Here is a 14,819-nt window from a genome sequence, read left to right on the forward strand (position 1 = left end):
GGTCGGCGACGACCCCGACGAGGTCGGCTTCCTCCGGGGCACCACCGAGGACGGCGAACTGCGGGTGGTGAACCTCGACGGCGAGACGGTACGGCTGTCCCCGCGCACGGTGACCCTGCCGCACCCGGTGCTGCTGCCGGACCTCGACGACATCCGGGAGTTCGCCGCCGAGCTGGGGATGGTCCAGCGGGTCGAGCAGATCCACCGGGCGACCTGGCAGCGCCCCGACGAAATCGCCCCCAAGGCCACCGAGGTACGGGAGTTCGCCGGCGGCTCGTTCCGCTCCCGCTTCGCCCTCGCCGCGCGCGCCAGTTCGCTGGGCTACCGAGTCTCCGGCNCTCCCAGTACGGCTCCCCGATCCACACCGAGGCCTCGACCGTGCGCCCGCCGCGCGCGCCAGTTCGCTGGGCTACCGAGTCTCCGGCGGCTACGCCACGGCCCGGGTGCGCGACGGCGGGCGCACGGTCGAGGCCTCGGTGTGGATCGGGGAGCCGTACTGGGAGGACACGGTGGAGACCGGTGGCCTCAGCTGGCAGGACCAGGACGGCCGTGCCCTGCCGTTGCGGGAGGTGGGACCGGTGGCCTGGTCCGAGGGGATGCGGATGGCGGCGGCGCTGTACGCCGGGCGTGACATCGAGGAAGGCAAGAGCGCATGAGCGGGGGGACGCAGGTGTCGTACGAGGACATGCTCGCGGCGGGGGCGGTGCTGCCGCCGGACGCGGAGGGCGCCGGTGAGCGGGCGGTGCCGCTGACGGCGCGCACCTATACGCACCCGGGTCTCGACGACCGGGTGGTGGTGCGGCTGGTCGCCGGTGAACTGGGCGCGGCGGAGGATCTGGCCGCCGGTTTCCTCGGCCTGGAGCAGGCCGCCGAACCTGCCGTCGTGGGGCTGGGGTTGCGCCAGTCGCTGGGCTTCCCGGAGTGGGTGCTGGTGCACCACCCCGAGGACGGGCACCACGCGCTCGGTGTCGTACCGGACCTGGAGCGGGCGGCCCGGCAGGCGAAGTCCCGGCCCAAGGCGGCACTGGACGCCTACGTGGAACTCGGCGCGCGGCTGGCGGCCTCCGTTCCGCACTTCCTGCCGACGTTCTACGAGCAGGCGGGCCGGGTGTTCCTCGCCGAGGAGAACGCCACCTACGCGGCCCAGTTGTTCACCCGGGCCCGCAAGGCAGAGGCGGAACACGGGCTGGTCATCGAGGAGGACCGGCTCGACGCGGTGTTCCTGGAGTTCGCGCTGGCGGGTGCGCTGCCGGTGAAGGTGCTGTCCGCCTACGGCAAGGAGTTGGGCGCCCGGGTGCCGGCCGAGGAGGCGCTGCGGCGCTTCACGCGGCTGTGTCTGCGCCGGACCGCGGGCGGGCTGCCGCCGTCCGCGCAGATGGCGGGCGACCTGCGCAAGCTGGCCCGTGCCGCCGGGCAGGACGCCGACCTGGCCGAGCAGCGCTATCTGTCCGAGCTGCTCGGTCTGCCGGCCACGCTGCGTGCCGCGGCCGGCTGGTGGAAGGGCCACCGTGCTGCCCTGGTGGCACTGGCCGCGCGGGAACGCCAGGTGCGCGGCACCCTGTTGGACATGCTCCCCGCGGGCTCCGACGACGAGATGCCCGCGCTGTGGCTCCAGGTGCTGGAGGACTCCGGTGCCACGGCGGGGCTGTGGGACGCCGCCCTGCCCGAGGAGGAGCGCCCCCGGGACGGCACGGCGGGCTGGCTGGAGCGTTTCCTGACGTTCCGGGAGCGGGCCCGGTCCTGGCGCGGCTCGACCCGCATGCCGGAGCTGTACCCGCTCGTGGAGCGCTCGGTGGACCGGCTGCGGTCCGAACTCGCCGCGTCCGGCGGCGCGTTGAAGGTCACCCACGACATCGATCTGATCGACCTGCTGCTGTCCTTGGACGTACCCGTGGCCGCTCCGGAACGGGGCCACGCCCTGCCGCTGGAGCAGTGGGCGACGGGCGACGGCCACCGGGACCTGCTGCACCTGGGCGCCGACGACCGGTTCCACGGCGCCTTCCTCAAGGGCGCGGACCGGTTCAGCGACGACGAGCCGGGGCTGCGGGCCATCCGGCTGCTGGCGCAGTCGCCGGGCTGCCGTCCGCTGCTGGCCCAGTGGGTGCGTACGGTCGTCGAGCGGTTCACCGCGGTCGGTCTGCCCCAGCTACCCGACGCACTGGCGCGCCTGAAGTGGCTGCCCGCCGAGGCGCTGGCACTGGCCGAGGCGGACGTGCGCGAGGCGGTCGCCACCGACCTCGCCCCCGTGCTGGCGCGCACCCTGCGGGCCGGGCTCTTCGACGAACTCGGCTGGCCCGCCTGGGAGGAGGCGGCGGCCGAACTCGTTCCGAAGAAGCAGGTGGAGGATCTGATCGTCGCCGACGCCTGGCCCCACCTCGTGGTGGCCGGCGAGGCCCAGGCCCGGGTCATCGGCGCCGAGGGCACCCTCCTCACCCACGACCTGCGCATCCCCAAGGACGACCGGTACGGCGACCCCGGCTTCCACCACGTCGACGGCGAACTCCTCGTCTACTGGAACAGCCGCAACGACGGGCTGCGCGGCTACTGGCACACCCGCGCCGACCGGGTCGAGACCCTGGAAGGCCCGCGCGGTACCCGCGGCACCGAGATGGACTGGTACAAGGGCAACTTCCCCATCACCCTGCCGCTGCCCGGCGGCGGCCGGACCACCGGCCGCGGTGTCCTCCACGCCGGGGACACCACCGTGCCTGAGGAGCGTCCGCTGCTCTTCGACGGCTCCAACTACTGGGTCTGGCAGGCGGATTCCGAGGACCGGGAGGAGCACGGCTGGTACGAGTACGACCCGGCCACCGACGAGCGCGGACGCATGAGCCGCCCCGCCTTCTTCGCCGACGCGCTGCGCGACGCCCCTGCGGGCAGCGCCTTCGCCGGGGGCCGGCTGCGGCCCTCCCCCACGACCGGCGCCGCCCCCGCCTCGGCACCTGTCGACGGCCTCGTGGGCCTGTGCAGGCTGGAGCTCCCCGACGGCTCCACGCGTGTCGAGGATCTCGCCGGACACACCCTCACGCTGCCCGCCGACGCGGGCCGGCCGTTCACACTGGTGATGTTCCCGGGCGCCGAGCGGCCCACCGCGGTCGTGCACAACGGCTGGCAGCTCGACCTGGTCGACGCGGACGGTGTCGTCACCGCCTGGGGGAAGACCGACCGTACGGCGGGCGTCTTCGGCGAGGGCTCGCTGCTGCTGCCGCCGGTGCAGTACTGGGAGTGCCTGACCCCGCGCGACCCGGCGGGCTCCACGGGACTGCGGCACATCGACCGGGACACCGCCGCCGCCCTGCTGTCGGCCGCCGGCGACAAGGAACCGGAGGCGCTGCCCGGCGCGATCCGCACCCTGCTGCACGTCACGCACCCCGCCCTGCTCGCGGGCGTCGCCGGGGTCGTGCGGTACGCGGCGGCCCAGCAGGCGGTCCTGGACGCGGCGGCGACCCGGCTCACCCTGGCTCTCGAAGGCGGCGTGGCGGACGAGGGTCCGGCCGGTCCGACGGACAGCCTGCTGCGCGACGCGATGAGCGGTCTCGGCGTGTCCAATGGCTACTGGTGGAACCGCGACGACCAGGCCGACACGGTCTTCCGCGTCCTGCGGATGCTGACCCGGGCCGCCGACGCCACCGACGTCGTACCGGAGCCGGGCGATGCCCGCCTCCACCTCGACGGGCCGGAACTGCCCATCGGGCAGCCGGAGTTGCGCACCCTGCTGGGGCGGGTGACGGCCCTCGCCCACCGGGCGGCGGCCTGCACCACCACCGACGAGCACCGCGAGGCACTTCGACAACTGCTCGCCGGATTCGAGCAGTTGGGGCTCGGACAGTCCGGTGCGGCCGGTCGCTGGCGCACGGTGACCCTGCACCTCGACGCGCACCGGCTGCGGCTGGCCTCGGGCAGTTGGCGGGAGGGCTCGTGGAACGGCCTGCTGCCGTTGGCGGACGGTGCCTTCGTCGCGTTGACCGGACACGGGTCCCCGAGCGACGACGGCTGCGACTTCACCGGTCTGTTCCACGACCCGGCAGGACGGTTCGCCGTTCCGGAGCCGTACAAGGTCCTGGCCTGTGACCCGATCGGTGAGGACGAACACCCGGGCAGGCTAGGTGCGTTCCTCGCCGCGCTCGCCGAGCGCGGTCCGGCACCGTGGTTCCCGGACGCCGCCGAGGAGTTCGCCCGGCTCACCGGCGTCACCGAGACCATGGCCCGGCTCGTCGTCGCCGGACTGCCCGGAGTCGACGCCTACGAGCGGGCCTTCCTCACCACCGAGGCCCGCGACGTCATCGGGGTGAAGGTCGCCCCGGCGGCGGTCGCCAAGGGCGAACTGGGCGGCATCGACAGCGCCGTCCGTGCCGCGGTCGTGGCGGCACTCGTGCCCGCCGACGCGGTCCGGCTGTGGACCGAGGGCCCGGACGTGGCGACGGCCGCCGCGGTGTGGAACAGCAGGCTCGGCAAGCGTCCTGCCGTACCCGAGGATCTGCTCAGCGACGCCATCCGCGCCTTCAAGCACACACCCTGGCCGGTACGGGAAGCCCTGCCCGCGCTGCTGGAGCCGGCCCGTGCCCCGGAGCTCAGCCGGGACCTGCGGTGGGAGGTCATCGGCGACCGGGTGCGGCCGGCCGGCGACGACACGACCGGGTTCACCGCGCAGATCCTGGTCGGTTCGGTCGGCCTCGCCGCGTGGCTCGCCCACCGGCTGCCCGCCGGCGACCCGATCCGGGCCGCGCTGCCGCCCGTGCTCACCGCCGTGCGCCAACGCCTCGCCGGGCCCGGATTCATGCTCGACCTCGGCGAGTACATCAGCCTCCCCGCGTTCCGGAAGACGGCGGGCACGCCCACCGAGACCGGTCCGGGCTTCGAGCGCTACGGCGCGGTCGTGCTCGCCACGCAGGACGACCAGCCGGCCCCAGGCATCCGCGTCGACCTCCTGGACGAGGCCGGGCAGGACCCCTACCTGCCCGCGACCCGCGTCAACGACCAACCGTACCGGGCCGAGATCGCCCTGCGACTGGTCCGCGACCCCCGCTTCGCGGCCCTCCTGGCGGACCCCGGCGAGCCGATGGCGGGCGCGTGCGACAAGGACAGCACCTGGTGGCCGCAGGACCCGGGCCGCTCCGTGCCCGACCTGGTCACCGAGGCGGCCAAGGAGTACGGCATCAGCGAGGACGCGGCCACGCTGTATCTGATGCTGCTCGCCATGCCCGACCCGACCGACCGCACGACGGCCCGGTGGACGGGCTGGAAGCCGGCCCGGCTCAAGGCGGCCCGCGCCGAACTGGCCGCCACCGACCTCGTGGTCGAGGCCACCCGGACCAGGGCCGGCCGCTCGCTCTTCCTGCCCGGCGGCTGGGCGGAACAGCCGTCCCCGCGCGTTCCCCTGGAGCGCTGGAAACTGCCGCTGTTCGACCTCGTCAACGGCGAACACGCGTCCCTCGGCGTGATCGTCCCGACCGAACCGGCCGCGGACCTCTACCGCAGAGCCTGGCAGCGGGTCCGCGAGGGCGACGCTCCCCGGTTCGAGGAGCTGAAGGTGCGCCGGGGCCGCCGCCGCTGACGGACGCCGTACCAGGGGCGCCGGACACCACCCGGCGCCCCTCCTCACCAACGACCGACAGACCTACCCAGCAAGGACGTTCATGACCCCGACCGACACGGCGACGGCCCTGCCCGACCGGCAGACGTTGCCCGCCGAAGAGCGCCACGCCACCGAACTCGCCTTCCTCGCCGCCCACGACGAGGGGCCCCGCCCGCCCGGCTGGCGGCTGACGCCCCGCTCCGTCATCACCTTCGTGTGCGGCAGCGCCGGCGAACCGCTCAAGCTCGCCAAGCCCCACGAGACGCTGCCGCGCGAACTCGTCATAGCCCCCAAGTTCGTCGGTGAACGCGCCCTGGTGGAACGGTGCGTGGTCACGCTCGCCGGGGAACGCGGACTGCTGCTCGTCGGTGAGCCCGGCACGGCCAAGTCGATGCTCTCGGAACTGCTGGCGGCGGCCGTCTGCGGCACCAGCGCGCTCACCGTGCAGGGCACCGCGGGCACCACCGAGGACGCCCTGCGCTACGGCTGGAACTACGCCCTCCTGCTCGCCCAAGGACCCACGCCCCAGGCGCTGGTGGACTCGCCCGTGCTCAGCGCGATGCGCACCGGACGGGTGGCGCGCGTCGAGGAGATCACCCGCTGCCTGCCCGAGGTGCAGGACGCGCTGGTGTCGATCCTCTCCGACCGCCGCATGAGCGTGCCCGAGCTGTCCGGCACGGACGACGCACAGGTCGCCGCCGCTCCCGGCTTCACCGTCATCGCCACCGCCAACCTCCGCGACCGCGGTGTGTCGGAGATGTCCGCCGCGCTCAAGCGCCGCTTCAACTTCGAGACGGTGCACCCGATCTCGGACGTCGACGCCGAGACCGCGCTCGTCAAACGACAGGCCGTCGCGGCCGTCGAGCGGGCGGGCGCCGCCTTCGACGTCGACGACGCGGTGCTCGACGTCCTGGTGACCGTGTTCCGTGATCTGCGGGCCGGACGTTCGGCCGAGGGCTGGGACGTGGAGCGCCCCGGCACGGTGATGTCCACCGCGGAGGCGGTGCAGGTCGCCGTGTCCCTCGGGGTGGCCACCGCCTACCTGCCCGCCGGGGACCCCCTCGACCTGGTGCCCGGCCATCTCCTGGGCGTGGTCCGCAAGGACGATCCGACCGACCACGCGCGCCTGTTGGGCTACTGGGACGGTCCGGTGCGCCGCCGCGCCGAGGACGGCTCCGTGACCTGGCGCCGCCTCTGGGACCTGCGGGAGAACCTGCGGTGACGATCACTCAGGACCCCAGGGCCGCGCTCGACACCCTGGCCGACTCCGTGGTGCCGTACCTGCTGGGCGTACGGCACCACAGCCCGGCGCTCGCCTCCGCCGTGCCCGCGCTGCTGGACGCGGCCGGTGCCGAGGTGGTGTGCGTGGAACTCCCGGTGGACTTCCAGCCGTGGCTGACCCACCTCGGCGCGCCCGGCACGCTGGCGCCGGTCGCGCTCGCGGGTGCCGGTGCGGACGGACGGCTCGGCTTCTACCCGTTCGCCGACTTCTCGCCCGAACTCGCCGCGGTCCGCTGGGCGCGGGAGCGGGGAGTGGAGGTCGTCTGCTGCGACCTGCCGATGGCCGACGCACGCTGGCACGCGGAGGTGCCCGAGCGCGCCGAGGCCGACGACCGGCCGACGCCCACCTCCTTCGCACAGGCACTCACCGCGGCCGGGACCGGCCGCGACGGGGACGACCTGTGGGACCGCAGCGTGGAGGTTCTCGCCCCCGGCTGCGCACCCGAGTCGCTGCGCCGGGCCGCCCTGGGCGTCGGCTGGGCGCTGCGCCAGGACGCCGAGTCGTCGGGCGGAGTACCCCCGGTGGACCTGGCGCGCGAGGCCCATATGCGGGAGACGATCGCCCTCGCGGCGACCGGCGGACGCCGCGTCGCGGCGGTGATCGGCGCCTTCCACGCACCGGCGCTGACCGACGGCGCAAGGGTGGAGGGGACGGCGTCGGTGCTCCCCGGGGAGCCCTCGTCAGTCGTCACCTCCCTGGTCCCGTACGCGTTCGATCTGCTCGACTCGCGGTCCGGCTATCCGGCCGGGATCCGCGACCCGCGCTGGCAGCAGGCGGTGTTCGGCGCGGCGGGCGACCCCGAGCTGCTCTACGACGCCGCCGCGCGGGCCATCACGGGAGTGTGCCGTGAGTTGCGCGCGGCCGGGCACACCGCGGGGACCGGCGAGGCCCGCGAGACGCTGCGCGTGGCCTGCGACCTCGCGCGGGTGCGCGGGCTCCCGGCACCGGGCCGGGGCGAGGTGCTTGAGGCCCTGACGTCCGTGATGGGGCAGGGTGAGCCGCTCGGCCGGGGCCGTGCTCTCGCGCAAGCTCTGGAGGTGGTCCTAGTGGGCACCGATCGCGGCCGGGTCGCGCCGGGCACCCCGCGGTCCGGGCTCGCCCCTTCCGTCGAGTCCGAACTCACCGCCCTGCGACTGCCCGGTCCGGACGACCCCGCTCCGCGCGAACTTCGCCTGGACCCGCTCCGTTCGGCCCTCGACAACCGGCGCGAGATCCTCCTCAGGCGGCTCGACGTGTGCGGGGTGGGATACGGCGAGCCCGTCGAGGTCACCGGCACCGGCGACGCCGCCGCGCTCTCCACCCGGTGGCGGCTGGCGTGGGTGCCGTCCGTGCCCGTCCGGCTGGACCTGGCCGGGGTGCGAGGTGTGACCGCCGCGCTGGCTGCCGAGGGAACGCTGCGGGAGACCTTCCGCCGCGAGTCGGCGGCGGGCGGCCCCACAAGTGCCCTGGTCCTGACGGGACTTCGGGACGCCGCCCGCTGCGATCTGCCCGCCCTGGTCGCCCAGCGGCTGGCCGAGGCCGCCGAGGTGCTGCCCGCCTCCGCGACGCTCCCCGAACTCCTCACCGGACTCGACCTGTTGGAGGCGCTGCGCCGGGACCATCTCCCTGGCACCACGCCCGAGACCCGACAGGCCGCGGGCGTACTCGCCGCCGACCTACTGGAGTCGGCCGTACGGTCCCTGCCGGGTCTGGCGGGCAGCGACGACCCGGAGGAAGCCGCCGCGCTCGTCGCCCTCGCCACACGCGCCGCCGACCATCGCCTCGGACTGCGTATGGACGAAGCCCTCGGCGGTCTCGCACGCACCGGCTCGCCACTGGTCCAGGGCGCCGCTCTGGCCTGCCGGGTCCTGCTCGACCTGGACGACGCCGACGCTCTCGGCGCACGGGCCGCCGGTTGGATCGACACCGCCATCGGCCCCGACGCACGGCATGCGCTCGCCCGCAGACTCGCCGGGCTGCTGACCGGTGCCGCACCCCTGCTCCAGTCGGCGCCGACCGCGCTCGACCCCCTCCTCGACCGGGTCGACTCGCTGGGCGACCAGGCGTTCCTGGACCGGCTGCCCGCCCTGCGCGGCGGCTTCGACACCCTGTCTCCGGCGGGCCGCGACCGTCTCCTGCACACGGTCACGGAGAGGCTGGGCGACCGCCTCGACCTGACACTGACCGCCTCCCCGCACCTGCTGGCCCTGTGGGCGGCGGCGGACGAGGCAGGCCGTACGGCGGTGGAGGCGCTGCGGGTGACACCCCCGACGCCTCTGCCCGCCGATGCGCCGGACCCCGGGACCGCCGTCACACGTCCCGCGCCGGTACCCGACGCCCCGTCGATCGATGGCGTACTCCGTCTCACGCCGACTGACCGGTGGCGCCTGCTCCTCGGCAGGGAGAGCGACAAGTTGCCGGCGGGCGCCCGCCGGTACGCGCACGCGCTCGACGAGCTGTACGGCAGGGGGCGCGGGGAAGGTTCCTCGGATCTGGGCCGGGACAGCGGCCCCGGCGGGCAGGACGCCTCCTTCCCGTCCGCGCGCGAATGGGCCGAGGAACTCCAGGCGCTGTTCGGCGCGGAGGTACGCGAGGAGGTTCTCGCCCGCGCCGCCGATCAGGGTCGTAGCGACGTACTGGCCGAACTCGACCCCAAGTCCGTACGCCCCTCGGTCGATCTGCTGACATCCGTGCTGTCGCTGGCCGGTGGGATGCCCGAGCAGCAACTGGCCCGGCTGCGACCGCTGGTGCGCCGGCTGGTCGACGAACTGGCCAAGGAGTTGGCCACCCGGCTGCGGCCCGCGCTGTCCGGACTGGCCACGCCTCGGCCGACCCGCCGTCCGGGCGGCCGGATCGACCTGCCGCGCACGCTGCGGGCGAACCTGGCCCACGCCCGCAAGAGGGCCGACGGCAGCACCCTGGTCGTGCCGGAACGGCCGGTGTTCAGCACCCGTTCGCGCAAGGAGGCGGACTGGCGGCTGATCCTGGTGGTCGACGTGTCCGGGTCGATGGAGGCCTCCGTCATCTGGTCGGCGCTGACGGCCGCCGTGCTCGGTGGAGTGCCCACGCTCAGCACACACTTCCTGGCGTTCTCGACGGACGTGATCGATCTGACGGACAAGGTCGAGGATCCGTTGTCCCTGCTGCTGGAGGTCCGGGTGGGGGGCGGCACCCACATCGCCGCGGGTCTGACCCACGCCCGCTCCCTGGTGACCGTACCGAGCCGGACCCTCGTCGTGGTGGTGAGCGACTTCGAGGAGGGCTACCCACTGGGCGGACTCCTGGGCGAGGTACGGGCGCTCGCGAGTTCCGGGGTGCATCTGATGGGCTGCGCCGCCCTGGACGACAACGGCACCCCGCGCTACTCCGTGCCGGTGGCCCGACAACTCGTCGCGGCCGGGATGCCCGTCGCCGCCCTCAGTCCCCTCGCCCTCGCCCGCTGGGTGGGCGAACGCCTCCGCGGAGAGTCCCGATGAACCCCGAACTGCCCCCGGTGGCGCCCGAGGTGGCCGCTGCCGCCGTGGAGGCCCTGACCTCCCGACTGCGCAAGAAGCTGGACGCCGCGATCGAGACGTATGTGGCCGCACCCGTCGTCGTCGAGGGTGCCGTACGGCGAGTGCGGTGCGGTGAGGACGCGGAGGTCGTCCTCACTCCCGGGCCTTCCGGGGCGGTCACGGATGCCGAACAGGCTGTGTGCAGTTGCCTGTTGGCGCCCCGGTGCCTGCACCGCGCCGCCGTGCTGGGCGCGTGTCCGGTGGCCGACGCGGAGACAGCCGTGGCGCAGGACGTCGGCGCTTCTGCGGAGGTCGAGCCGCAGGCGCAGGACACCGCCGCGCCACCGCCGCAAACAGGCCCCACGGACGCGCAGTTGACGGCCGCCCGCTCCCTGTGGGCCGCCGCGGCCGCCGTTCTGGCCGCCGGGGTGCCCGCCGCGGGCGCGGTGGCGCAGGCGGAGGTGCTGCGCGCCTCGCACACCGCGCGCCTCGCCGGGCTGCACCGCGCCGAGGCTGCGGCGCTGCGGGTGGTCCGCGGCCTGCGGGGCGCACGGTCCCGTCATGACGGCCACCGGCTGGCCGACCTGGTCGCCGATCTCCGTGAACTCCTGCTGACCACAGGCCTGTTGGCGGCGGCCGATCCGGCCCCGGCGCTGGTCGGGACCGCCCGCCGCGCCTACCGGCCGGAGGGTGCGCTGCGCGTGCATGGCGTGTGCCGGGAGCCGGTGATCTCCGCCACCGGTTACGGCGGGGTGGTCACCCATGTCATCTCCGACGACGGGCGCTGGTTCAGTGTCGCGGACGTGAAACCGGGGGGTCCCGCCCGTGCGCGCGGAGCCGCTACGGCCACGGTCGCGCTCGGTTCGGGCAGCGTCGACCATGCCGGGCTCTCCCGGGGCGGGCTGCTGATCTCGGGGGCGACGCTGTCCTCGGACGGCCGTCTCGGCGCCGGCAAGGGAGTCCGGGCGACGCCGGTCGCGGGCCGGTCCTGGAACTCGGGCCCGTTGGCCGCCCTGTTCGCCCGGCCGCTCGCCGAGGCCGTCGCCGCCAGGCTCGGGAACGCTCCGGTGAGCGATCCGGAGGGCGCCGAGCGGACGGCCGGTGAGCTGGTCGGCTGTGATCTGGTCATCGTCGGAGTGGTCGAACAGCAGGTGCTCGCCCAGGAGTTGACCTCCGGCCGGGCGGACTCCGACGGCCTGCTGATCCGCCTCCTGCCGTCCAACGGTCACCCCGACCTCGCCCACACCGCGAACCTGCGCCGACTGGCGTCCCGCCCAGGCCTGCGGCTGCGCGTCGTCGGCCGCCTCGACCCCGATCGCGCGGCCACGCTACGGCCGCTCGCAGTCGGCCCGATACCGGACGAGACCGACGGCACAACGCCGGACGCTAGTACGGCGACCCTGCGGCTGCCCGCGGAGTGGCAGGGCCATGCCGATCTGGGCTACGACCGCATCGAGGGCAGCCATCTGCCGCCCGCCGACGCTCTCCCGGAGACGGCCGGGCTCCTCCGCGTCCCGTCCGATCCGGTGGCCGAGGCGCCGTTGTGGCGGCTGCGGCGACTCGTCGAGGTCGCCGTGTCCGGTGGGCGCAGGGCGGCGGCCGAGCCCGCGCGTGACGGCGACCGGGCCGGGGCCGTCGTAGCGCTGCGGCGGGCCGGTTTCCGGACGGCCGCGGACCTGTCGCACGCCCTCGCCGCGGAGGCGGACCGACGTGGGCGCGATGTGTTCGGCCGTACGGAGGAAGCCGACCCGGACGGGTACGCGCGTGCGTGGCTCGCCGCGGCCGTCTACCTGGCCGGCACCGAGCGGGCGCTGGTCCGCGCCACCTGGGAGGCGCCGGACGCCGCCTGACCGCCGGTCCCGGGCCGTGGCTTGGCTTGGCTTGGCTTGGCTTGGCTTGGCTTGGCTTCAGTCTCCCTCGTCCGGTGCCTGGGTCGCCCTCAACTCCCTTTTGTCCGGGGGCAGTTCCTGTTGGACCCCGCGGCGCAGGCCGAACAGGGCGACGACGAAGGCGGCGGCCATGATCACGCCCATGCCGAGGAGAACAGAGCGCGTGGCCTCGGCCACGCCCAGCTGGACGAAGTGCGGAACGGACTCGGTGCTTCCACTGCCTTGTCCCGAACTCAGCTGGGAGATCGACTTGGCCTCCCGGCTCGCCGCCTCGTGGTCCATGCCCTGTGCGGTCAAGGACCGGGTGATCCGTGACTGCAGCACGGAGGCGAAGATCGTGCCGAGGACGGCGAGGCCGAGGCTGGAGCCGTAGTTGCGCACGGTCTGGGTGGCTCCGGTCGCCTCGCCGTAGGAGAGCTGGGAGACCCGGTTGACCGCGTCGGTGTTGGCCTGTCCCAGCATCAGGCCCATTCCCGCGCCCGCGAGCACGATGCACCACACGATGCGGCTCTCGCTCAGCTCGGTCACCCGGCTCGCCCAGAGGAAGAAGCCGACGCAGGCGAGTGCGCAGCCCAGCACGACGGGCCGTTTGGCGCCGATCCGGTCGAGCATCCGTCCGCCGATCTGGGCGGCCACCACGAAGCCGAGGAAGAAGTAGAGCAGGTCGAGGCTGGCCTCGGAGGCCTTCTTCCCGAGGGCGACCTCCGCGTACACGCTCGTGAAGAAGAACACCGGCACGAAGGCGGCCATGGCCACGCCCAGGACGATGTTCTGCACGGTGAAGGCCCGGTCGCGGAAGAGGTCGACGTCCAGCAGCGGATGGGTCGTCCGCCGCTCGACGAGGACGAAGACCACGAGCAGCAGCAGGCCCACGACGATGCACAGCCAGGTCGCCGCGGAGTGCCAGCCCCACAGATAGGACTGCTGGAAGCCGAAGATGCTCAGGCCCACGCCGGCCACGATGAGTGCCAGTCCGCGGTAGTCCATCGGGGCCGGCCGGTTCGGGGTGTGCGGGCGGGCCACCGCGATGAGCACGAGGGCCACGACGGCGACGGGGATGTTGACCCAGAAGATGGCCCGCCAGGTCCACTGGGTCAGCCAGCCGCCGAGGATCGGTCCGACCGCGGTGAGACCGCCCGCGATGCCGAAGAAGAGCGCGAGTGCCTTGCCGCGTTCCTGGAGCGCGTAGGAGTTGACGACGATGGCCAGGGCCGCCGGGTACATGATCGCTCCGCCCGCTCCCTGGAGGGCCCGGAACGCGATCAGCCATCCCTCGGCGGCGCCGCCCTTGGGTGTCAGCCCGCACAGTGCGGATGCCACGGCGAAGACGACCACCCCGAGGACGACCATGCGCCGGTGGCCGACCGTGTCGGCCAGCCGCCCTCCGAAGGCGAAGAGGGCGGCCATGGCCAGCAGGTAGGAGTTGATCGCCCACTGCACGCCGGTGTTGGACAGCCCCAGCTCGGCCTGGATGTTCGGTGCGGCGATGGACACGATCGTCTGGTCGATGAACGTCATCGCCACCGCGAAGATCATCGCGGCCAGGGTCAGCCGCCGGGACGAGGACGCGGTTCCGGCTCCGGACATGCGGTGTCCTTTCGGGTGTCTCCACTCCCCTCGCTGACGCTCATCGTCACCTGTGGGCGCGTTTTCCGCATCCGTCGGCGCCGACCGTCACCGGACGTCGACGAAGTCTCCTGCCGCCGTGGACGGGCCGGTGGTGGGGGTGCCGGTGAAGACGAAGCGGAAGTAGCCGTCGGTCTTGGCCTTCGTCGTGGTCTTCAGCGCGCCGCCGACTCCGCTGGTGACGGTCTTCAGCGTGGTGTAGACGGAGCTGCCCTTCTTACGGAACTGCAGCTGGACCGGTCGTCCCTGGTAGCCGGTGTAGGTGCCGCTCTCCCAGTTGGCGCGGGTCAGCTTCCCGGTGACGGTGATCGTCCTGCCCTTCTTCACCGGCTCGGGCGAGGCGTTGACCGTCACCTTGGCGTACCGCTTGAAGTTCGCCGTGCCGGCGGCGTCGATCTCCGTCCATTCGTCCGTGTTGTCCTGCGCTCCGGCGAGCACGTTCCAGGCGCCTGCGAGGCCGTTGTGGTCGAAGTCGCGCGCGGCGTCCACGGCGAAGCTGACCTTGCACGTGGAGGTGGTCCGGTCCGTCGGCGACACCGCGCATGTTCCCGCCGGCGGGTACAGCGGGAAGACGCCGTCGGCGTCGTCGGTGTTGGGGCCGTGCCACGGGTAGGCCCAGGACGCGGCGACTCCTTCCGGGTCGTGGGCCGTCCATGTGATCGTGACGGTCTTTCTGGTGGTCGGGGCGAGCACGATGTCCTTGCCCCCGTTGACCACGACGTTCGAGAACGTGGTGTCGTCGGCGGCGCTCCCGGCCGCCGCATGGGCGGTGGCCGGAAGCATCGATGCGGAAAGGGTGGCTGTCAGGAAAGCGACGGCGACGGCTGGGCGAATACGCATGGAGTCCCCCCTCGGGACGCTGGGTCCGCCGCCTCCCCGTGCGGCGGACCTGATGGTGTGTCATCGGTCGCTAGACCCACGAAGAACGCTCCCGGTTGCCCTGTTCCTGAAACCGGTGCCGCGTCCGTCCGCCA

General features: G+C 73.7%; 6 protein-coding genes and 1 pseudogene. 5 read left to right on the plus strand and 2 right to left on the minus strand.

All coding sequences use genetic code 11. The features are described from left to right. From JHN45_RS53395 to JHN45_RS33780, 5 genes and pseudogenes are all read left to right on the plus strand, one after another. A pseudogene (locus JHN45_RS53395) lies at positions 1-656 on the plus strand (DUF4132 domain-containing protein); the annotation flags it as partial. Beyond that, a complete protein-coding gene (locus JHN45_RS33765) occupies positions 653-5,554 on the plus strand; it encodes a DNA-binding protein (RefSeq protein ID WP_201052876.1) in 4,902 nt (1,633 codons plus the stop codon). The pseudogene JHN45_RS53395 and the gene JHN45_RS33765, both read left to right, overlap by 4 nt. Positions 5,555-5,636: 82 nt before the next feature. Continuing rightward, entirely contained in the window at positions 5,637-6,797 is a 1,161-nt protein-coding gene (locus JHN45_RS33770) for an AAA family ATPase (protein WP_201052878.1), read from the plus strand. Beyond that, positions 6,794-10,312 carry a DUF5682 family protein gene (locus tag JHN45_RS33775; RefSeq protein WP_201052880.1) on the plus strand — a complete coding sequence of 1,173 codons (3,519 nt, stop codon included), beginning with the start codon at positions 6,794-6,796 and terminating at the stop codon, positions 10,310-10,312. Before JHN45_RS33770 ends, JHN45_RS33775 begins: the two co-directional genes overlap by 4 nt. Beyond that, positions 10,309-12,180 carry an SWIM zinc finger family protein gene (locus tag JHN45_RS33780; RefSeq protein WP_201052882.1) on the plus strand — a complete coding sequence of 624 codons (1,872 nt, stop codon included), beginning with the start codon at positions 10,309-10,311 and terminating at the stop codon, positions 12,178-12,180. Before JHN45_RS33775 ends, JHN45_RS33780 begins: the two co-directional genes overlap by 4 nt. A gap of 57 nt (positions 12,181-12,237) precedes the next feature. On the opposite strand, the gene JHN45_RS33785 is transcribed toward JHN45_RS33780, so the two are convergent. Next, positions 12,238-13,806 (minus strand): MFS transporter, encoded by a 1,569-nt coding sequence (locus JHN45_RS33785; RefSeq protein WP_201052884.1) that lies wholly within the window; start codon positions 13,804-13,806, stop codon positions 12,238-12,240. Between the two features lie 87 nt (positions 13,807-13,893). After that, positions 13,894-14,685, minus strand: coding sequence for a hypothetical protein (locus JHN45_RS33790; RefSeq protein WP_201052886.1), 792 nt, complete (start codon positions 14,683-14,685; stop codon positions 13,894-13,896). Between the last annotated feature and the right edge of the window lie 134 nt (positions 14,686-14,819).

The sequence above is a fragment of the Streptomyces sp. MBT53 genome, from assembly GCF_016654115.1.
GTDB lineage: Bacteria > Actinomycetota > Actinomycetes > Streptomycetales > Streptomycetaceae > Streptomyces.

What these genes read in the sequence shown, in the direction of transcription:
- JHN45_RS33785 (WP_201052884.1), bottom strand. Translation starts at nt 13,806, where the DNA reads ATGTCCGGAGCCGGAACCGCGTCCTCGTCCCGGCGGCTGACCCTGGCC.
- JHN45_RS33765 (WP_201052876.1), top strand. Translation starts at nt 653, where the DNA reads ATGAGCGGGGGGACGCAGGTGTCGTACGAGGACATGCTCGCGGCGGGG.
- JHN45_RS33780 (WP_201052882.1), top strand. Translation starts at nt 10,309, where the DNA reads ATGAACCCCGAACTGCCCCCGGTGGCGCCCGAGGTGGCCGCTGCCGCC.
- JHN45_RS33770 (WP_201052878.1), top strand. Translation starts at nt 5,637, where the DNA reads ATGACCCCGACCGACACGGCGACGGCCCTGCCCGACCGGCAGACGTTG.
- JHN45_RS33790 (WP_201052886.1), bottom strand. Translation starts at nt 14,685, where the DNA reads ATGCGTATTCGCCCAGCCGTCGCCGTCGCTTTCCTGACAGCCACCCTT.